Source organism: Hymenobacter sp. B81, from assembly GCF_044628455.1.
In the GTDB taxonomy this organism is placed as follows: domain Bacteria; phylum Bacteroidota; class Bacteroidia; order Cytophagales; family Hymenobacteraceae; genus Solirubrum.
Map to the genome: position 1 here is coordinate 522,044 of NZ_JBIYZW010000003.1, position 20,224 is coordinate 542,267.

Consider the following 20,224-nt stretch of genomic DNA (forward strand, 5'->3'; position numbering starts at 1 on the left):
TTTCTCATGCAATTCATACCTAGCAAACTAGCCGCGGCCACCGCCGTGCTGCTACTGGGCACCACTTCCTGCGGTTTCTTTGATACCGAGTACGTGCCCGACCCCAACAACCCCGGGCTCGACACCGTGCTCAGCAACGCCTCGCGCGCGCAGCTTGATGCCTTGGGCGTAGGCGTAGAAGCTTCCTACCGCCAACAGCATACCACCAATGCGCCCTACAACTGGCTCATGGGCACCCTGGGCCGGGAAGTAACGGTATTGGCCGGTACTGAGTCGCGCTGGTACGGCGAGCTGCAAGGCACCCGCGGCCGGCTCGACGACGCCGCCTACTACAACGGCTACTACACGCCGCTGGCCCAGATGCGCCGCGCCGCCCAGGTGTTCCGCGAGTCGGCCAACAACAGCCAGGCTTATAACGCCGAGCAAAAGCAGGGTGTAGCCGGCTTCACCCATACCTACGAGGCCCTGGCCCAGCTGCTGCTGCTGAACATGCAGGGCGAGAACGGCATCCGTATCGACGTGAGCAACGTGCTGCGCCCCGGCAAGTTCGTGACCCAGCAGGCGGCCCTGACCGAAATCCGGCGCCTGCTCGACCTGGGGGCCACTGAGTTGGATGCGGCGGGTGCCACGTTTGGCTTCACGCTTTCGTCGGGCTACGCGGGCTTCAACACGCCCGCCACGTTCAAGAAGTTTAACCGCGGCCTGGCTGCCCGGGTGGCCCTGTACCAGAAGGACTACACCGGCACGCTGACGCTGCTGGGCAACTCGTTCTACGACCAGGGCGGCAACCTGGCGGCTGGACCCAAGCTGACCTTTAACGCCGCCAACGCCGGCGACCAGGGCAACGCTTACTTTCAGCCCAACAACAGCCCGGCGGGTACTATTGTGTCCGTGCCGGATAACTTCGTGACGGAGGCTGAAGACGGGGATGCCCGTTTGAGCAAGGTGGGCCTGCGCACCACGCCGCGCACGACCGGCGGCATCACCGGCAACTACGAGCCGCGGCTGTTTACGTCCAACTCCGCACCGCTGGACATCATGCGCAATGAGGAACTGGTGCTGATTTCGGCCGAGGCTAAAGCCAACACCGGCAACCTGGCCGGCGCCCTCGACGACATCAACGCGGTGCGCACCCGCTCGGGCAACCTGCCCGCGCTGCCCGCCGGCTCGTTCACGAACCTGAATGATGCGATGGATGAAGTCGTCCGTCAGCGCCGCTACTCGCTGTTCTACGAAGGTCACTTCTTCGTCGACCTGCGCCGCCTGGGCCGCCTGCCCACCACTGCCCAAACGCAGAACGTGCAGGTAGCGCCCCTGCCTGATCGGGTGATGCCCTTCCCGTTCAAGAAGCAGACGCTGGCGTACAGCAGCACCATCGGCACCACCGAGTACCGGCTGTTTGACCGCATGGAGCGCCCGGCTGCCGAAAAAGCTTGGGACGCCACCAACCCGTAACGGTAGCTTACCGCTCATAAAAAAGGTCCCTCCGCTGCGGAGGGACCTTTTTTTATGCGTGATGAGCAGCAGGGCTTAGCTCTCCATCAGGTAGGCGCGGATGAATTCGTCCAGGTCGCCGTCGAGCACGTTCTGCACATCGGTGCGCTCCACGCCGGTGCGCAGGTCCTTCACCAGCTTGTAGGGGTGCAGCACGTAGTTGCGGATCTGGGAGCCGAAATCAATGCGCTTCTTGCCGGCTTCTACCACGGCCCGCTCGGCGTTGCGCTTGTCGAGTTCAATCTGGTAGAGGCGCGAGCGAAGCATGCGCAGGGCGTGTTCCTTGTTCATGAGCTGGCTGCGCTCGATCTGCACGGCGATGATAATGCCGGAGGGCGCGTGGGTGAGGCGCACGGCGGTTTCCACCTTGTTCACGTTCTGGCCCCCCGCGCCGCCGGCCCGGAACGTGTCCCAGCTGATGTCGGCCGGGTTGATGGTGATGTTGATGGTGTCGTCGACCACGGGATAGGCAAACACCGAGGCAAACGAGGTGTGACGGCGGCCGCTGCTGTCGAAGGGCGACATGCGCACCAAGCGGTGCACCCCGATTTCGCTTTTCAGGTAGCCGTAGGCAAACTGCCCCTCGATTTCGAGCGTGGCCGACTTGATACCAGCGCCTTCACCGGGCTGGTAGTTGACCTCGCGCACCGTGAAGCCGTGCTTTTCGCCCCACATGATGTACATGCGCATGAGCATCTCGGCCCAGTCCTGGCTTTCGGTGCCGCCCGCGCCGGGGTTGATTTCGACGATGGCCGACAGTTGATCTTCTTCGTTGGACAGCATGCGCTTGAACTCCAATTGCTCCACGGCCTGCACGGCGCGGGCAAACTCGGCCTGCATCTCGGCTTCGTTGGCTTCGCCTTCCTTGTAGAAGTCGAAGAGCACGTCCACGTCGTCGACGGCCTGGGAGGCAGCCTCGTAGTCATCGGTCCACACCTTCACGGCCTTCAGCTCACGCAGGGTGGCTTCGGCCTTCTTCGAGTCGTCCCAGAAACCCGGAGCCTGGCTCTGGGCCTCCACGGCGGTTACCTGTTCTTTGCGGGCATCGTAGTCAAAGATACCTCCTCAAGGCCTCCACACGGCCTCTTAAGTCTTTCACTTGCTCTAGGGTCATTGAGCGAAAGGGTAGCGGGTTAGAAAATGCGCCCGTCAGCTGCGGTTGACGCCGTAGCCGACGGGTGCCACTGGTAGTAAGGCGGGCAAAGGTACGCCGCTCAAAGCCGAACCGCCCGTCGCGGCCGGAAAGCGCACGACGGGCGGCAGAAAAAGGCGGCAGATGGCGGCGCTATACCTGCACCATCCAGGCGTGTGCATCGGCGGCCTGGCCGGTGCGGATAGCCGTGAGAGCCGCGCTGGCGCGGCGCGAGAAGGCCGAGTCATCCACCTCCGGCAGGGTATAGTCGCGACCCTCGTTGCCAATGACGGCGATGGGCGCGATGGTAGCGGCGGTGCCCACGCCAAAGGCTTCCTGCAGAGTACCGGCTTCCAGCGCCTGCACGATTTCGTGCACGGAAACCTTGCGCTCTTCCACCGGCATGCCCCAGTCGTGGGCCAGCTGCAGCACGCTGCGGCGGGTGATGCCGTCGAGAATGGACGAGCTGAGCGCGGGCGTGACCACGCGGCCATCGATGACGAAGAGGGCGTTCATGGTACCCGATTCTTCCACGTAGCGGTGCTCCGAGGCGTCGGTCCAGATGAGCTGGTTGTAGCCCTGCTGCTGCGCCAGCTTGGTGGGATACATGGCCGCGCCGTAGTTGCCGGCGTTTTTGGCGTAGCCCGCACCGCCCTCGGCCGAGCGTACGTACTTCTCTTCGAAGCGCACCCGCAGCGGCTTGTTGTAGAAGGCACCCACCGGGCAGGTGATAATCATGAAGCGGTAGGAATCGGAGGGACGCACGCCCAGCAGCCCGTCGGTAGCGAACATGAAGGGACGAATATAGAGCGCCGTGCCATCGGCGGCCGGCACCCAGCCCGCATCGAGGCGAATGAGCTGAGTAAGGCCCTGCATAAACAACTCCTCGGGCAAGGTGGGCATGCACATGCGTTCGGCCGAGGCGTTGAGGCGGTGCAGGTTGTCGAGGGGGCGGAACAAAGCTACGCCGCCCTGGGCGGTGCGGTAGGCCTTCATGCCTTCGAAAATAGCCTGACCGTAGTGCAAAGCCGAGTTGGCGGGGCTCACGGCCATGTCGCCGTAGGGCACAATCTGCGGCTCCTGCCACTCGCCGTTCACGTAGTCTACCGCGAACATGTGGTCGGAGAACAGCTTGCCAAACTCAATGTTGGCCGGGTCCAGCTGACCCAGGCGCGAGGCCGTGGTCGGCTGGGTATTGATCGTCAGGGTTTCAGTCATGACAAACGGGGAAAGGGAAAGACTCGGGGGAAATGCGGGGAAAAGGGTGGCGAGCCGGCCGAGTTAGCCGCGGGGCTGCCACTTCACTTCTTCGGCGCCGAGGTCGTGGCTCATGCCACGCGCCAGTACAAACAGATAATCCGAGAGGCGGTTCAAATACACCACCACCAGGTCGGGCACAAACGACTCTTCACGCAGGGCAATGGTCAGGCGCTCGGCGCGGCGGCACACGCAGCGGGCCACGTGGGCGTAGGAAACTGAGGGGTGGCCACCGGGCAAAATGAAGTGGCGCAACTCGGGCAGCCCGTCGTTGAGCCGATCCATTTCCTGTTCCAGTGCCAGCACATCGGCCTCGTGCAAGTCGGGCAGCTGCATGCGCGAGCGTTCCGGGTCCGAGGCCAGGGTGGCGCCGATGGTGAACAGGCGGTCCTGCACCTGCTTAAGCAGCTCGCGGCGCGGGGCGTTTACTTCCTGGTCGCGTACCAAACCCATCCAGGAGTTCAACTCGTCGACCGTGCCGTAGGATTCGATGCGCAAGCTGGATTTGGGCACGCGGGTGCCGCCGATAAGCGAAGTCAGGCCTTTGTCGCCGGTGCGGGTGTAAATCTTCACGGAAGGGCAGTAAGTGACAGGGAGCAGATAGCCAACCCTACCCCGAAGGTAACAACAATGCCCCAACCGCTGGGGCTGGGGCACGGTTGAGGTGCGGACGTAAAGGCAGCAAAACGCTTATTCGCCGCGCATGGCCGCGTGGTGCGAGGCCACGTTTTCGTTGACCTGGTCGCTTTCCACCAGCCCGTCGCGCAGGCGCACGATGCGGTGGGCGTAATGGGCAATGTCGTCTTCGTGGGTTACCATGATAATGGTATTGCCCTTGGCGTAGAGCGCCTCAAACAAGTCCATAATCTCGTAGCTGGTCTTGGAGTCGAGGTTGCCGGTGGGTTCGTCGGCCAGGATGATGCTGGGGTCGTTGACCAGGGCCCGGGCAATAGCTACGCGCTGGCGCTGCCCGCCCGATAGCTCGTTGGGCTTGTGCTTGGCGCGGTCGGCTAGGCCTACCGAGCGCAGGGCTTCCATGGCCTTTTCCTCCCGCTCCGACTTGCTGTAGCCCGCGTAAATCAGCGGCAGGGCCACGTTGTCGAGCGAGGTGGCGCGCGGCAACAGGTTGAAGGTCTGGAATACAAAGCCGATTTCACGGTTGCGCACCTCCGCCAGCTGGTTGTCGGTCATGCGGCTCACGTCCTTGCCGTTGAGCACGTAGGCCCCGGAAGTCGGCGTGTCGAGGCAGCCCACAATATTCATAAGGGTGGACTTTCCCGAGCCCGAAGGCCCCATGAACGCCACGTACTCGCCCCGCTGAATGCGGATGGTAACGGAGCGGAGCGCGTGAATGCGCTCGGTACCCATCTGGTACACTTTGGAAATTTCGGTCGTGTCGATAACAGGCGGCAGCATGGCGCGTGGTGTTAGTCCCAGGGTGCTGCGGCGGCCTGGTGGATGGCACGCCGTTTAGAAAGTTGGCTCTGAAAGGTAGCGTATTCTTCGGAAGGAAGCAACGTGCGCAGTTTTTCCAGGGTTTGCCCCGAGTAATCGGTCAAACCGGCATCGGCTGCCGCGAGGGCGAAGCGCTGCAGCAGTGCTACCGACTCCGGATTGTACTGCAAGGCCCGGCGCAGGGCCTCGTAGGCGGCCAAGTACTGACTTTGGCCCGCAAAAAAGTCAGCCGCTTGGATTATACCGGTTTCGGCGAAGGGGTCGGCCGCCACCAGCCGGCGGTACTGGCTTTCGGCGGCCCGTTTGTCCAGCGTGGCGGCCCGGGCAAACTGCGCGGCGAAGGGCTGGTAGGCTGGCGGGCGGGCAGCGGGAAGCTGCGGCAGCGCATTAAGCAGCTGCTGCGCCGAGCGCGCCTCGGTTGGCAGGGCAGCCACCCGCAGCGCCAGGGTACGGGCCGAGTCGGGGCGGCTGCCGAAGGCGAAGGCCCAGGCCCGAGGCAGAGCGGCCGCGGGGTTGCCGGCTGCGGTGGCCAGCGCCAGGCGGCTGGCGGCCGAGGGGTAGAGGCCGCGCTCCAGCAGGTACAAGCCCAGTAGCTGCTGGTAGTAGCCGGCGCCGGTGCCGGTAGCCAGGGTTTCGAGCTGATCGAATCCGCGGGCCGGCTCGCCGCCGCGCAGGCGGGTGAGGCCCTGCAGAAAGTGAAGCTGATCGGCAAACGGGTCGTTGGCGGACTGGCGGCGCAGGCCCGTGAGCAGGGGCAGCAGCGTGGTGTCGCGGCGGGCGGCGCGGGCCAGCCCGATGTGGTAGAGGTGGGCAAACTGCGCTACCGTCAGCACCGAGTCGGTGAGGGGCTGGGGCGTGGCCTGGGCGGCCGCGGCAGTTTGTGCGGGCTTCTGCAACAGCTGAAACAGCAGCTGGTTGCTTTGCCAGGCCGGCCACTGAGGGAAGGGGTGCTCGGCCACGCTCTGGGCGGCGGCGTTCAGTTGGTTTTGCTTGAGCAGAAACGCCAGCCAGTTGGTGTGGGCCACGGCATCGTCGGCATCGGCGGCGGTGGCGCGCTGGTAGTAGTACACCACCGAGTCGGTGAGCGAGGAGCGGGCGTAGAGCTGCGCCATTTCGGCGTTGAGCCAGCGGCTGGCCGGGTAGGCGCGCAGGCCCTGGCGCAGCACCTGCTGGCGGTCGAAGAAATCCGAAGACTGGTCGTAGCGGGCGGCCAGGCGCAGCAGCACTTTCTCGTGGGGCTCGCGCAGCAACGTGGTGCGCAGGATGTTGATTTCGTTCTGGCGCTGGCTCAGCTGCTGGTACAGGGCAGCCCGGCCCAGGGCCGCACGGGCGTTGCGCGGGTCCAGCTGGTCGGCCTCGGCGTAGTAGCGCTCAGCCAGCAGCGGCAGGTAGGTGTTTTCGGGCTGCCCCTCGCTCTGGAAGCGCGTCAAATCGCCCAGCTGCACGTACATGCCGGCCCGGGCCTGGTCGAGCAAATCGAAGTTGTTGCGCACCAGCACTGCCACGATGCCGCCCAGCGCCAGCAGGTACACCGCGTAGTAGGGCAGACGGCGCGGCTCGTACACCACCCGGTACACCCGCAGCCGCTGCCGAATGAGCGGGGCGAAGTTCATCAGCACGTAGAGCAGAAACGGCACCCCCACGCACAGCAGCGCCAGGGCCACCAGCTGGCGGCCCGCCGCCAGTACCGGCTCGTTGTGGGTGGCTGCCGCGTAGCCCGCCGAGGCCATAGCCAGCGTCAGCAGGGCCAGGTAGAGCAGGGGTGCGGCCTTGGCGGGCACCCAGCCGGCGTAGGTGGGGCGGCGCAGCGGCATGCTAAACCAACCCACCAGCGCAGCCAGCAGCAGCAGCAGATAAGGGTCGAGGTGGATGCCGCCAGGAAACAGCATCAGGCGGCCGCCGTTCCAGTAGTACAGCACCAAGGAGCCCAGCAGCAGGGCGCTGGCGGCCACGAAGGGCAGGAGACCGAAGCGGCTCTGCGGAGTGGGGCCCTGGGTGTTCAGCCACAGCAGGCCAAACACCAGCTCACCGCCCACCCACAAGGCCAGTAGCCCCAGGGCGGCGGCCCCGGCCACGGTGCCGTAGCCCGCCAGGTGCAAACTCACGTAGGCCGCCGGGTAGGGCGAGCCGAGATACAGCAGCGCGCCCAGCCCGGCCACGAGGGCCACGAAGATGAGCACCCGCGGGCCCAGGCGCACCCCCTCCAGAAAGGCGTGCAGCAGGTAGGCCGCGCCGGCCAGCACCACCAGCACCGTCACCAGCTCGTAGTGTCGCCCGCCCAGCGCCTCCAGGGCGTCGGGGTTCAGCGACATGAGCAGGAAGATGGCCGCCGCCGTGCCGGCCACGAAGGCCAGCCGGGGCAGGGTGCTCACCGCCGCCAGCCAGAGGCTGAGGCTCAGGCCCAGCAGCGCCACCCACAGCGCGGCCGCCGCCGGCCACAGCTCGGGGCCGCCCACGTCGCGGGTCTGGCTGAGCAGGTAGCCGTTGGCTTGCAGCACGAGGCTGTCGGGGCCCACAGGCACGTAGGCCACGGGCACGGGGGTGGGGCCCAGCTGCGCCACCGTGCCCACGGGCAGGGTGTGGGTGGGGCCCACCACAAACTGGTAGAGCGTGGCGGCCAGCACCAGCAGCAGGGGCAGCAGCCACCAGGCCGAGGGGCGCCGCGGCGCTACGGAATCGGGCGATGAGGGGGCAGCGGGCACGCCTTACTCCAGTACTTTGGGTACGCGGAAGTAGTCAGTGTCTTTGCGCGGGGCGTTCTGCAGGCCCTCGGCGTGCGACACCGTGTTGAGCGGCTCGTCGGGGCGCAGCACGTTCAGCTCGCGCGAGAGGTGCACCAGGGGCTCTACCTGGGCGGTGTCCAGCTCGCGCAGCTGCTCTACCCAGTTCAGAATCTCGTTCAGGTCGCCCAGCATCTTCTGCTCGTGGCGCTCATCGAACTCGAGGCGGGCTAGGTGGGCCAGTTGGCGCAGGGTATTCAGGTCGGTACTCAAGGCAGCAAGGAATAAGGTAGAAACAACGAAAAACGGGGGGCGACGCGCCTCAGCGCGGCTGGCCCGGGGTGCCCGCCGGGTGCAGGGCCGCGTCGGCGTCGGGGGCCGTTGCCCCGGTAGGGGCGGGGGCCTCATCGGCGGCGGGGCGTAGGCCGCTGGGGGCCGGAATGCCCGCCGCGGCCGGGTCGAAGCCGCTGGCAATGATGGCGCGCACACGCTCCTTCAGGGCCGGAATATCGGCCGCGGTGAGTCCCACGGTGGGAATGGCTGGGTGCAGCTCGATGCGCAGGCGGGCGTAGCGCACCCGCAGCGAGCCGGGCACATCGGGCATGAAGCGGTGGTTGTAGGGCATGGTCACGGGCACGATGGGTGCGCCCAAGGACACGGCTATCTGAAACGGCCCGTCCTTGAAGGCGCCCATTTCCTCGCCCGGCCGGGCCGAAATCGAGCCCTCGGGGAAGATGACCAACGACCGCCCCTCTTCCACGCTCTGGCGGGCCTGCACCAGCGAGCGGGCCCGGCTGATGACGCTTTCACGGTTGACGGTGAGGTACACCCGCCCGAAAATCGGCCCCCACAGCGGTACCTTGGCCAGGGAGCTTTTGCCCATAATGTTCAGAAACCCGGGAATGGCCTTAAACAGCAGGGGAATGTCGATGTAGGAGCTGTGGTTGGGCACGTACACGCAGGGCTGGCCCTGCGGCTGGGGCTGGTGGCGCACCACTTCCACGGGCACCAGCCACATGCGAATGAAGAGCTTCGACCACAGCCGGTTGAGCGTGTGCAGGTGCCGGTGCCAGGCCGGCCGACGGCTCAGCAACACCTGCAGGGGGTAGGTCACCACAAAAGGCATCACAAACCAGAAGGTTGCCCAGGTGGTGTACAAACGGTGGCCAATGAAGCGCAGCACAGAACGCATAGCACAAAGGTAACAGCCCCGGCGCTACCAAAAATCCCCGCTTCCCCGCTCCATCCCATTGGCTCAGGAGCCCCGGCCGCGGGCCGCCGCCCCCGTCACCCCCTGCGGCGGGCAGCCGGCGCGAGGCTCCCGGGCCGGGACGCGAGGGGTAGGAGCCTGCCCGCGAGCCGTAGGAGACGCAGCGCGAAGGGTAGGAACGTTGCCGCGCGGGGTAGGAGCCGCGGCGCGTGCGGTAGGAACGCCGGCGCTAGCGGTAGGAGCCTCAACGCGTGCGGTAGGAACGATAGCGCGAACGGTAGGAACGTCAGCGCGAGCATTTTTTCAGGCACCAAACGGCCCTGACGTAGCTGCCGGGGCGGTTTTGCCGCTTTGGCAGGCGCGGGGTCGGAAAGCCAACCGGATGGGGGAGGGGTCAGCCCGCCGCGGGCGCCTGGGCGGCGCGGGCGGCCAGCACGCGCTCGGCCTTGAGCAGGCCCGCCACGCTGATGGCATCGGTAATGCGGTTGCTCATCACCATTTCCACGGCCTCGGCCAGGGGCAGCTTCCAGAGGTGCAGCTCCTCGGTTTCCTCGGGCTCCACGGCACCGGGCTCCAGGTCTTCGGCCAGAAACACGAAGCCCTCCTCGTCGGTCACCGAGTTGGAGGTGTGCAGGCGGGCAATGTTGGTCCAGCGCCGGGCCGTGAGGCCGGTTTCCTCCTTCAGCTCGCGCTGGGCCGAGAGCAGGATGTCCTGCTCCACGGGGCCGCCGCCCATCGGGATTTCCCAGGAGTATTCGTCGAGCGGGTAGCGGTACTGGCCCACCAGCCAGGTGTTGCCCTCGGCGTCGACGGGCACGATGCCCAGGGCCTTGTTGCGCATGCTCACCACCCCGTAGATGCCGCGGCCGCCGCCGGGGTTGATGACCTGGTCTTCGCGCACGCTGATCCAGGGGTTGCGGTACTTAAGCTCGGTGCTGAGCACCTGCCAGGGGTTGCGGGTTTCGTCGGGGAAGCTGCTCATGCCGGGGAAGGGAGGCCCATAAAAGCGCAAGGTAGCCCGGTGGGCCGGCCCCGCGCAACGGCCGCCGCCGGGACCAAACCAGCCCCGTTGCCCGACGGCGCGGCCCGCGTGTTACCCGAAAATTAAATCGGTCCGGCTACGATCCAATTCCGGCCGGGTTACGTAGTTCATCGGCGCAAAAGCGTGGTTAATCGAAAAGATACTTAGCGGATTTATACGGAGAATAGTTTTGCGGCCGAATTGTGCTTTTCACAGCTCACAGTTCCACCTGAAGCGTCCATTCACCCTTTTCTTCTTTTCATGGTTACACTCCTACGCTTCCGAGCGCAACGACCGGCCGGTGGCCCGTCAGGCGTCTCCCCGGCTTACGAGCATCTAACAGCCCCGCGGGGCCGGCGCGCCGGTCCTGGCTGGCTGCTCAGGACCCTGCTGCTGCTGGCAACTGCCCTGGGCAGCCTCGCGCCGGCCCAGGCCCAGCGCGGCAAAGACGGCGCCCGCAGCGTTTCGGCCGTCGGCGTCATCGTCAACGAGTACACCACGCTCACGGCCAATGCCGCGGCGGGTACCCGCACCCTGAACGTGGCCAACGGCCTGCTGAACGCCAACGCGCGCTTCAGCGGCAACCTGGCCGCCGGCGACCTGGTGATGATCATCCAGATGCAGGGGGCCACCATCAGCACTGCCGACGACGCTACCTACGGCAACGTAACGGCTTACAACAGCGCCGGCCGCTACGAGCTGGTGGAAGTGGCCTCGGCCACCGGTACCACCATCACGCTCACCTGCGGCCTGACCAACAGCTACTCCAGCGCCGGCCGCACCCAGGTGGTGCGCGTGCCCCGCTACACCACGCTCACCATCACGGGCGCGGGCAACTCCATCACGGGTGAAGCCTGGAACGGCAGCCAGGGCGGCGTCATTGCCATTGATGCCACCGGCGAAGTATTGCTGGGCACTGGCACCACCATCAACGCCTCCGGCCTGGGCTTCCGCGGGGGCGCGGCCGAAAACGACAGCGACGCGTCCGGCAACGCCAACTTTGGCTACCGCTCGACCTCCAGCGCCTACGGCGCCGAGAAAGGGGAGGGCATTGCCGGCAGCGCGGCCGACTACACCACCGGCCGCTTTGGCCGGGGCGCTCCGGCCAACGGCGGCGGCGGCGGCAACTCGCACAACGCCGGCGGCGGCGGTGGCTCCAACGTGGGCACCGGCACCTGGACCGGCACCGGCGTGCCCAACCGCGGCACCAGCAACGCCTTCGACGCGGCCTGGAACCTGGAGGGCGCGAACTTTGCCACTTCTTCTTCGCCCGGCGGCGGCCGCGGCGGCTATTCGTATTCTTCGGCGGAGCAAAACGCGCTGACCACCGGCCCCGGCAACACGGGCTGGGGCGGCGACAACCGCCAGAGCAAGGGTGGCTTCGGCGGCCGCCCGCTCGACCGCACCGGGCGCCTGTTTCTGGGCGGTGGCGGCGGCGCCGGCGACGGCAACAACAGCGGCGCCACCTCCGGCGGCCGCGGCGGCGGCATTGTGTACATCCTGGGCGGGGGCACCGTGCGGGGCGTAAATGCTACCAGCAGCCAGATTCTGGCTAGCGGCGTGGGCACCACCAACTCCAACGGGCAGGATGCGCCCGGCGGCGGCGGCGGCGGCGGCACCATCGTGCTGAACGCCTCCGGCACGATTTCCTCGCTGACCGTGCAGGCCCAGGGCGGCACGGGCGGCTCGCAGGCGGCCAACGGTGCCGAGGCCGAGGGCCCCGGCGGCGGCGGCGGCGGCGGCTACCTGGCCTACACCAACGCCGGCACCGCGCTGACCTTGAGCGTAGCGGGCGGCGCCAACGGCACCACCAGCTCGACCTCGCTCACGGAGTTTCCGCCCAACGGCGCCACCCGCGGCAACAGCGGCCTGACCGACGTCATCAGCTTCGGTCTGCAGTGCGCCGCGACGGTCGACCTGGTGTCGACCATCAGCGGCCCCGCCACGGCCAACGCCGGCAGCACCATTACCTACACCGTAACGACCACCAACAACGGCCCGAACCCGGCCAGCGGTGTGGCGCAAACCGTGCAGCTGCCCACCGGCCTCACTTTCGTAACCCTGCCCACCAACGCCACCTACAATTCGGGCACGGGCGTGCTGACCCTGGAACCGGTAAGCACCCTGAACAGCGGCGCCAGCGTGGTGACCAGCTTCCAGTTTACGGCCCCCACTACCACGCCCATCAGCGGCGTAGTCAGCAGCACGACGACCAGCAACGAGTCGAACGCTGCCAACAACAACGGCACGGCCCCGGCCGCCACGGTAACGACGGTGATTAACCGCGCGCCGGTGGCCGCCAACGTAACTACCACAGCCCTGCCGGGCAGCAACGGCGCTACCCAGATTGCCAACTTCAACGTAACCGACCCCGACGGCAACGCCACCATTGCTACCTACACCTTCGTGTCGGTACCCACCGCGGCGCAGGGCCTGCTGTACGCCTACAACGCCACCTCCACGGCCTTCGTGCAGATTACCACGGCCGGGCAGACGGTTAACGCCGCTACCTACCCCAACCTGGTGTTTGACCCCTCGGGCACTTCGTCGGGCAACGTGGCCTTCCAGTACTCGGCCACCGACAACGGCGGGCTGAGTTCGAACACGGCTACCTACACCATCCCGGTCAACAACGTGGCCCCCACGGCCGCCAACCTGACGGCGCCCATTCTGCTCAGCAGCTACGGCCCCACGCTGCTCACCCCGGCCCTGGCCGGCGCCGACACCGACGGCACCATCACGGGCTTCACCATCACCAGCATTCCGAACACCACCACTCAGGGCGTACTGGCCCTGAACGGCAACGCGGTAACGGTGGGTCAGCCCATCAACCCGGCCCAGGCCGCGCAGCTGACCTTTGACCCCGTGGTCGGCTTCTTCGGCAACGCCACGTTCGGCTACACCGCCACCGACAACAGCGGCGCCGTGAGTGCGGCCGCTACCTACGCCATTCCGGTGAGCAAGGCCACCTGCGGCCAGGAAAACCTAGTGAACTTCGCCACCCGCAGCACCGGCGAGAACTGGGCTACCGGCCAGAGCGTAACGGTGCAGGGCGTAACCATCACCTCGAGCGGCTACACCGCCCCGGCCGGCACCAGCCTCGTCGTCGACGACCAGGCCGCCCTGCCCGGCAAAGGCCTGGTGTGGTCGACCGACTACGGCACCGGCACCACCAAAACCGCCACGGTCACGCTGACCTTCAGCCGCCCGCTCACCAACTTCTCGCTGAATGTGGGCGACATTGACCTGGGCACCGGCTACATCGACGAGCTGACCGTGGACGGCTACAACGCCTCCAACGCGCTCATTACCCTGGCGGCTGCCGACGTGGCCCTGGGCTCGAACAGCACCAACGTGTACAGCGGCAGCAACCGCATTACCGGCTCGGCCAGCAACACCAGCGCGGCCGGCAACGTGATTGTGACTTTCCCGCAGGCCGTGTCGCGCCTGGTGCTGACCTACCGCAACACCACCGCCGTCACCGACCCGGCCTTCCAGTTCCTGGATATCACCTCCCTGGCCTGGTGCGCCGAGGCCAACCTAGCCACCACCATCAGCGGCCCGACCCGGGCCCTGGCCGGCAGCACCGTGACCTACACCGCCACGACTACCAACGCTGGTCCTGATGCGGCCGACAACGTAGTAGCTACCATTCAGCTGGCCACGGGCCTGACGGTACCCGCCAGCCCCAACTACACCTACAGCAGCAGCACCGGTCTGGTGACGTTTACGGCCGTGAACGGCCTGGCCAGCGGCGCTACCCTCACCAACCAGGTGAGCTTCACCATGCCCGCCACCAACACCACCGGCCGGGCCGCCAGCACCACGCTGGCCATCGACGCGGTGCTGGCTAACAACAACGGCTCGGCTGCCAACGCCAACATCACCACGGTGGTGGACCAGGCGCCGGTAGCGGCCAACGTGACTACCTCCCCGGCTATTCCGAGCAGCGCGGCGGCCACGGCCATTCTGCCCCTGAGCGCCACCGACCCCGACGACGCGGCCAGCACGCTGACCTACACCCTGGTAACACTGCCCACGGGCGGCACCCTGGCGGTGAACGGTACGCCCGCCACGCTGGGCCAGACGCTGACGGCCACGCAGATTACCCAGCTGACCTTCGACCCCACGGGCACCAGCAACGGCAGCTTCACCTTCACCTACCGCGCGCAGGATCCGCTGGGCGCCGTATCGAACGTGGCTACCTACACCATTCCGGTGAGCAACACGCCCCCGGTAGCGGCCAACGTGACCAACACGCCGGTTATTCCGAGCAGCGCGGGCGCCACGGCCATTCTGCCCCTGAGCGCCACCGATGCCGATGGCAGCATCAGCTCGTACACCATCCTGAGCCTGCCCGCGGGCGGTACGCTGTTCGTGAACGGCGCCCAGGCGACGGTGGGCCAGCCGCTGAACGCCACGCAGATTACCCAGCTGACGTTTGACCCGGCGGGTACCAGCAACGGCAACTTCACCTTCACCTACACCGCCGTCGACAACCAGGGCGCCAGCGGCAACACGGCCACCTACACCATTCCGGTGGGCAACGTGGCTCCGGTAGCCCTGAACGTGACCAACGCCACGCTCTCCGACGCGGCCCCTGCCACCACGCTGTCGGCCCTGAACGCCACCGACGCCGACGGCAGCATTAGCTCGTACACCATCACCAACGTGCCCAACGCTACTACCCAAGGGGTGCTGGCACTGAACGGCAACCCGGTGACCAACGGTCAGGTAGTGCTGGCCGCTCAGGCCGGGCAGCTCACCTTTGACCCCGTAGCCGGCGCCGGCGGCGACTACCGCTTCACCTTCACCGCTACCGACAACAACGGCGCGGTGTCGGCCAACACGGCGGCCTTTACCATTCCGGTACGCGCCGCGGGTCCGGCGGGCTGCGGCACGCCCTACGCCGGCGGTGCGCCCACCAGCGGCCTGTACTCGCAGTACTACGCGGGCTACTACGCCGACAACCTGAGCTACTTCAATACCCGCACGCCGGGGCTGGTGCGCAACGACGCGCAGCTGAACTTCGCCAGCAACAACACCAACACGGTAACGGGTTGGGGCAGCATCATTCCGCCGGCCACGGCCGCCGCTACCGATGCCACCAACCCCGAGCAGTACACCGCCCGCATCCGCGGCAGCGTGTACTTGCCGGTGTCGGGCCAGTACACCTTCTACCTGACTTCGGACGACGCCACCTACCTCTGGCTCGACGGCGCAGCCCTGGCCACCACCCCGGTTGCCACCAACGCCACCATCAACGCCAGCGGTGCCCACGCCGTGCGCACCGACCAAGTGACGGTGGAGCTGTCGGCGGGCCTGCACAACCTGATGATTTTCTACGGCGAGCAGGCCGGTGAAAACCGCCTGGTGCTCGAATACAGCAACACCGCCGCGGGCATTGCCCGCCAGGTGATTCCGAACACGGCCTTCTGCGCCGGCGCCACCAACGTGCCCCCGCTGGCCAGCAACGTAACCACCGCCCCGGTAGCCAACACCAACGGTCCGACGCTGATTGCGGCCCTGGCCGGCACCGACCAGGACGGGACCGTGGACGGCTTTATCGTGGCCACGCTGCCCGCGGCTTCGGCCGGCGTGCTCTCGCTGAACGGCGTGAACGTAGTAGCCGGGCAGCAACTCACGGCCGCCCAAGCCGCGCAGCTGCGCTTCGATCCGGTGCTGGGCTTCAGCGGCTCGGCCACGTTCACCTTCTACGCCGTCGACAACACCCCGCAGCGTTCCAACACGGCCGCTACCTACACCATTCCGGTGGGCACGGCTCCGGTGGCCGTGAACGATGTGCTGACGACGCCGCTGAACACGGCGCTGACCTTCAATCCCACCCAGAACGACACCGGCAGCTTCGTGGCGGGCTCGGTGGACCTCGACCCGAATCAGGCTGGCCAGCAAACCAGCCGGACCCTCACGGGCCAGGGTACCTTCGTGGTGAACACCAGCACCGGGGCCGTAACCTTCACCCCCGTGACCGGCTTCGTGGGCACGGCTTCACTGCCCTACCAGATCAGCAGCGCGACGGGCGTGGTATCGAACCAGGCCAACATCGCCGTAACCGTGCAGGCCCCCACGACCGACGTAGCCACGAGCATCACGGCCCCGGCCGGCGGCTCGACGGTGGTAGCCGGCTCGCCGGTAACCTTTACGGTGGTGGCCACCAACAACAGCGCCACCGCCGCGGCCGACGTGGTGCAAACCCTGCAGTTGCCCGCAGGCCTGACGGGCCTCAGCTTCAGCAACGGCGGCAGCTACAACCCAACAACCGGGCTGGTGACCTTCCCGACCATTGCCTCGCTGGCCGGCAACGGCAGCGCCACGTTCGGCGTGACCTTCAACGCCCCGGCCTCGGGACCCTTCACCGGCGCGGCCAACATCCGCACTGCCACCAACGAGTCCGACGCTACCAACAACGCCGCTTCGGTGCTGGTGAACGTGAGCAACAGCTACGACCTGGCCACGGCCATCAACGGTCCGACCACTACCGTAGCCGGCCAGCTGGTGACCTTCGGGGTAGTGACGAGCAACAACGGCCCGTCGTCGGTCAGCAGCGTGGTGCAGACCGTGCAGCTGCCCATTGGCCTGACCAATGTGTACGTGACCAACAACGGCACTTACACCTCAAACAACGGCCGCGTAACCTTCCCGAACGTGACCCTAGCCGCTGGCCAGAGCGTGAACAACTCGGTGAGCTTTACGGCCCCGGCCACTGGCTTCACGGCCACGGCCAGCGTAACGCCCACCGCGGCTGATACCAACCTCGGCAACAACACCGCCTCGGCCCCGGCTACCACGGTGAGCCCGATGCCGACGCAGCAAGCCAACCTGTTCGTGGCCCTGGCGGCCTCGCAGGCCAACCCGGCTCCGGGTCAGCAGTACAGCTACACGGTAACCTTCGGCAACGATGGCCCGGCCGCCGCTACCAACGTTACGGCCCGCGTATTCCTACCCCCCGGTCTCACCGTGACGGGCCTGCCCTCGGGCAGCAGCTACAACCCCGCCACCGGTGAAATCACCAGCACGGCCCCGCTGCCCAGCCTGCCCAGCGGCAGCTCGCAGGCCTACACCTTCCAGGTGGTAGCACCCGAGTACGGCAGCGTGGTGGCTTCGGCCAGCATTGCCGCCGCCACGGCCGACCCCATGCCCGGCAACAACGTGGCCACTACCACGGTAACGGTAACCCCGCAGGCCGACGTGGCCACGACCATCAGCGGCCCGACCACGGCCGTGGCCGGCCAGCTGGTAACCTATACCGTGACGACCACCAACAACGGCGAGGCTTCGGCTACCGGCGTGGTGCAAACGGTGAGTTTGCCCGCCAACCTGGCCGTGGCGCCCACGCTTTCCTCGGGCACCTACAGCGCTACCTCGGGCCTGGTAACCTTTGGCAACATTACCTTGCTGAGCGGCGCCAGCCGCACCTACACCGTCACCTACGTGGCGCCGCCCGCCAGCTCGTTCGTAACCACGGCGGCGGTGCGCAGCACCAGCGTCGACGACGTGGCCAGCAACAACGCGGCTTCGGTGGTAACCACTACCAGCCGCACCTCCGACGTGGTCGTAACCCTGGCCGGCCCGAGCACGGTGGTCAACGGCAACACGGCCGTATACACCGTAACGACCGTGAACAACGGCCCCTCGCCGGCAGCTTCGGTGACGACGCAGGTACAGCTCGCCACCGGGCTGGCTGACGTGGTGGTTTCCGACGGCGGCAGCTACAACCCGGCTACCGGTCTGGTGACCTTCCCGGCCCGTACCGACGTGGCGGTGGGCATCCCGGGCGCTCAGACGAGCACTATCTCGCTGACGGCTCCCAACGCCACGAGCCTGAACGCCACGGCTACGGCCGTAACCAGCGCGGCTACCAACGACCAGCAGCTGGCCAACAACACGGCTACGCTGACGACGACGGTAAACCAGCCGACGACCAACGTAAGCGACCTGGCCGTAGCCATTACCTCGAACTTCGCCACGCGCCCCACCGCTCAGGTCATCAGCTACACCGTGACGCTGACCAACAACGGGCCGACGACGGCCGGCAACGTCACCTCGCAGGTGGCCCTGCGCCCCGGCCTGGTAGACTTTGCCCCTGGTACCAGCGGGGCTACCTACGACGCCGTCACCGGCATCGTGACGCTGCCCACGACTACCAGCCTGGCAGCCGCCAGCGGCTCAAACACGGTTAGCTTCACCTTCATGGTGGATGCGCCGGCCGAAGGCCCCCTGGTAGCCACGGCCAGCGTGAGCTCCGACAACTCGGACAACGTGCCCGCCAATAACGTGGCCCAGCGCACGGTGACCATTTCGCCCCGCGCCAACGCTGCCACGCGCATCAACGGTCCGGCTTCGGCCCTGCCCGGCGCCCCGGTAACCTACTCGGTGGTGACGCTCAACAGCGGGATTTCGGCCGCGGCCGACGTGGTGCAAACGGTGCAGCTGCCCACCGGCCTGACCGGCGTGACAGTATCGGGCGGTGGTAGCTACGACCCCGGCACGGGGCTGGTGACCTTCCCGACCATTGCCTCGCTGGCCCCGGGTACGGCCAGCCAGCTGACCAATACCATTACCTTCACCTTCGGCACGAGCAGCATCACGCCGGTGGCTTCGGTGACGACCACCACTACCGAAACCAGCACCAGCAACTCGGCTTCGGTAACGACCAGCGTGGCCAACCTGGCCCCGCAGGCCCTGGCCGTGACCAATAGCGTGACGGCCCCCGACGGCAACACGGCCGTGGAAGCCCAGGCGCTGTCGCCGCTGACCGGCCGCGACGCCGACGGTACGATAACCGCTTACACCATTGCCACGCTGCCGCCGGCAACCCGTGGCGTGCTGTACCTGAACGGGGTGGCCGTGGTAGATGACCAGGAGCTCACGCCCGCCGAGGCAGCGCAGCTGAGCTTCGTGCCGGCGGCCGGTTTCGTGGGCAATGCCTTCTTCACCTTCACGGTGACCGACAACAGCGGGGCAACCTCGGGCACGGCGTTCTACACCATTCCGGTGGGCCTCGACAACGCCTCGACGTACACCAACGCCCCGGTGCGCGGCGGTACCAACAACGCCTACCAGAACGGCGACCTGATCAGCAGCGTGTTTGACGTGAACGGCGGGGCCTACAACGCCTCGGCTCAGGTTACCGACAACGGCGTGCGCTCGGCCGTGCTGGCGGCCGGCAGCAACCCGCTGCCCCCCGGCACCAGCCTCAACCCGGTTACCGGAGCCATTACCGTGACCAACCGCCAGCTGCTGGTGGCCGGTACCTACACGGTGAACATCACCACCACCGACGAGTTTGGCGGCACCACCACCCAGCCCCTGACTGTGAGCATCGGGTTGCTGCCGCTGCCGGTGGAGCTGGTGACGTTCGAGGCCCGGGCCAAGGGCGTGGATGCGCTGCTGACCTGGGAAACGGCATCGGAGAAAAACAACGCCCGCTTCGAAGTGGAGCGCTCGACCGATGGCCGCAGCTTCGTGAAAGTAGGGGAGGTAGCCGGCAACGGCACCACCGCGGCCCGGCAGCGCTACAGCTTCGTCGATGCCAACGCGGCTGCCGTGGCTGCCACGGTGTACTACCGCCTCAAGCAGGTCGACTTCGACGGCACGAGCAGCACCTCGCAGCCGCGCACGGTCAGCTTTGAGGGCACGACCGCCCAGGCTGAGCTGCGGCTGTTCCCGAGCCCGGCAACCGACGTGCTGAACGTGCAGGTGCTGGCCCCGGCCCAGCAGGCTACCGTGACGGTGTACGCCACCACCGGGGCGCTGCTGCTGACCCAGGAGCTGGGCAGCTCGCTGCGCACGGTGCTCGACGTGAGCCAGCTGCCCACCGGCGCCTACGTGCTGAAAGTGCAAACCGCCAACGGGCTGCACTTTACCCGCCGCTTCGTGAAACAATAAGGGTGGATGGACCCCTCACGAACGGC

The 20,224-nt window shown here is 66.8% G+C and carries 10 protein-coding genes; 2 read left to right on the forward strand and 8 right to left on the reverse strand.

From position 1 onward, the window contains the following. Positions 1-6: 6 nt before the first annotated feature. Positions 7-1,455 (forward strand): RagB/SusD family nutrient uptake outer membrane protein, encoded by a 1,449-nt coding sequence (locus tag ACE191_RS19010; RefSeq protein ID WP_400193824.1) that lies wholly within the window; start codon positions 7-9, stop codon positions 1,453-1,455. A 75-nt stretch (positions 1,456-1,530) separates the two neighbouring features. On the opposite strand, the gene prfB is transcribed toward ACE191_RS19010, so the two are convergent. From prfB to ACE191_RS19050, 8 genes are all read right to left on the reverse strand, one after another. Beyond that, positions 1,531-2,608, reverse strand: a protein-coding gene (gene prfB / locus ACE191_RS19015) for a peptide chain release factor 2 (RefSeq protein WP_400193825.1) whose coding sequence is annotated in 2 segments (ribosomal slippage) — positions 1,531-2,556 and positions 2,558-2,608 — 1,077 coding nt in all. Because the reading frame shifts where the segments join, the coding sequence is not laid out codon by codon here. A 171-nt stretch (positions 2,609-2,779) separates the two neighbouring features. Continuing rightward, on the reverse strand, positions 2,780-3,844 hold the full coding sequence (locus ACE191_RS19020; protein ID WP_400193826.1) for a branched-chain amino acid aminotransferase: 1,065 nt from the start codon (positions 3,842-3,844) through the stop codon (positions 2,780-2,782). A 63-nt stretch (positions 3,845-3,907) separates the two neighbouring features. Continuing rightward, positions 3,908-4,456 carry a cob(I)yrinic acid a,c-diamide adenosyltransferase gene (locus ACE191_RS19025; protein ID WP_400193827.1) on the reverse strand — a complete coding sequence of 183 codons (549 nt, stop codon included), beginning with the start codon at positions 4,454-4,456 and terminating at the stop codon, positions 3,908-3,910. 117 nt (positions 4,457-4,573) lie between these two features. After that, entirely contained in the window at positions 4,574-5,299 is a 726-nt protein-coding gene (locus ACE191_RS19030; protein WP_400193828.1) for an ABC transporter ATP-binding protein, read from the reverse strand. An 11-nt stretch (positions 5,300-5,310) separates the two neighbouring features. Then, positions 5,311-8,040 carry a hypothetical protein gene (locus ACE191_RS19035; protein ID WP_400193829.1) on the reverse strand — a complete coding sequence of 910 codons (2,730 nt, stop codon included), beginning with the start codon at positions 8,038-8,040 and terminating at the stop codon, positions 5,311-5,313. Between the two features lie 3 nt (positions 8,041-8,043). Next, complete coding sequence (gene gatC / locus ACE191_RS19040; RefSeq protein ID WP_400193830.1) at positions 8,044-8,331, reverse strand: Asp-tRNA(Asn)/Glu-tRNA(Gln) amidotransferase subunit GatC; 288 nt, start codon at positions 8,329-8,331, stop codon at positions 8,044-8,046. A 49-nt stretch (positions 8,332-8,380) separates the two neighbouring features. Further along, on the reverse strand, positions 8,381-9,250 hold the full coding sequence (locus ACE191_RS19045) for a lysophospholipid acyltransferase family protein (RefSeq protein WP_400193831.1): 870 nt from the start codon (positions 9,248-9,250) through the stop codon (positions 8,381-8,383). 412 nt (positions 9,251-9,662) lie between these two features. Further along, positions 9,663-10,250 carry an NUDIX domain-containing protein gene (locus ACE191_RS19050; RefSeq protein ID WP_400193832.1) on the reverse strand — a complete coding sequence of 196 codons (588 nt, stop codon included), beginning with the start codon at positions 10,248-10,250 and terminating at the stop codon, positions 9,663-9,665. Positions 10,251-10,550: 300 nt separating this feature from the next. On the opposite strand from ACE191_RS19050, the gene ACE191_RS19055 reads away from it, so the two are divergent. Beyond that, positions 10,551-20,198, forward strand: a complete 9,648-nt coding sequence (locus ACE191_RS19055) for an Ig-like domain-containing protein (protein WP_400193833.1) — start codon at positions 10,551-10,553, stop codon at positions 20,196-20,198. Positions 20,199-20,224 lie beyond the last annotated feature (26 nt).

Bases quoted from the DNA above. Each gene is read 5' to 3' on its own strand.
- ACE191_RS19045 (WP_400193831.1), bottom strand. From the start codon at position 9,250: ATGCGTTCTGTGCTGCGCTTCATTGGCCACCGTTTGTACACCACCTGG.
- ACE191_RS19020 (WP_400193826.1), bottom strand. From the start codon at position 3,844: ATGACTGAAACCCTGACGATCAATACCCAGCCGACCACGGCCTCGCGC.
- ACE191_RS19050 (WP_400193832.1), bottom strand. From the start codon at position 10,250: ATGAGCAGCTTCCCCGACGAAACCCGCAACCCCTGGCAGGTGCTCAGC.
- ACE191_RS19030 (WP_400193828.1), bottom strand. From the start codon at position 5,299: ATGCTGCCGCCTGTTATCGACACGACCGAAATTTCCAAAGTGTACCAG.
- ACE191_RS19010 (WP_400193824.1), top strand. From the start codon at position 7: ATGCAATTCATACCTAGCAAACTAGCCGCGGCCACCGCCGTGCTGCTA.
- ACE191_RS19055 (WP_400193833.1), top strand. From the start codon at position 10,551: ATGGTTACACTCCTACGCTTCCGAGCGCAACGACCGGCCGGTGGCCCG.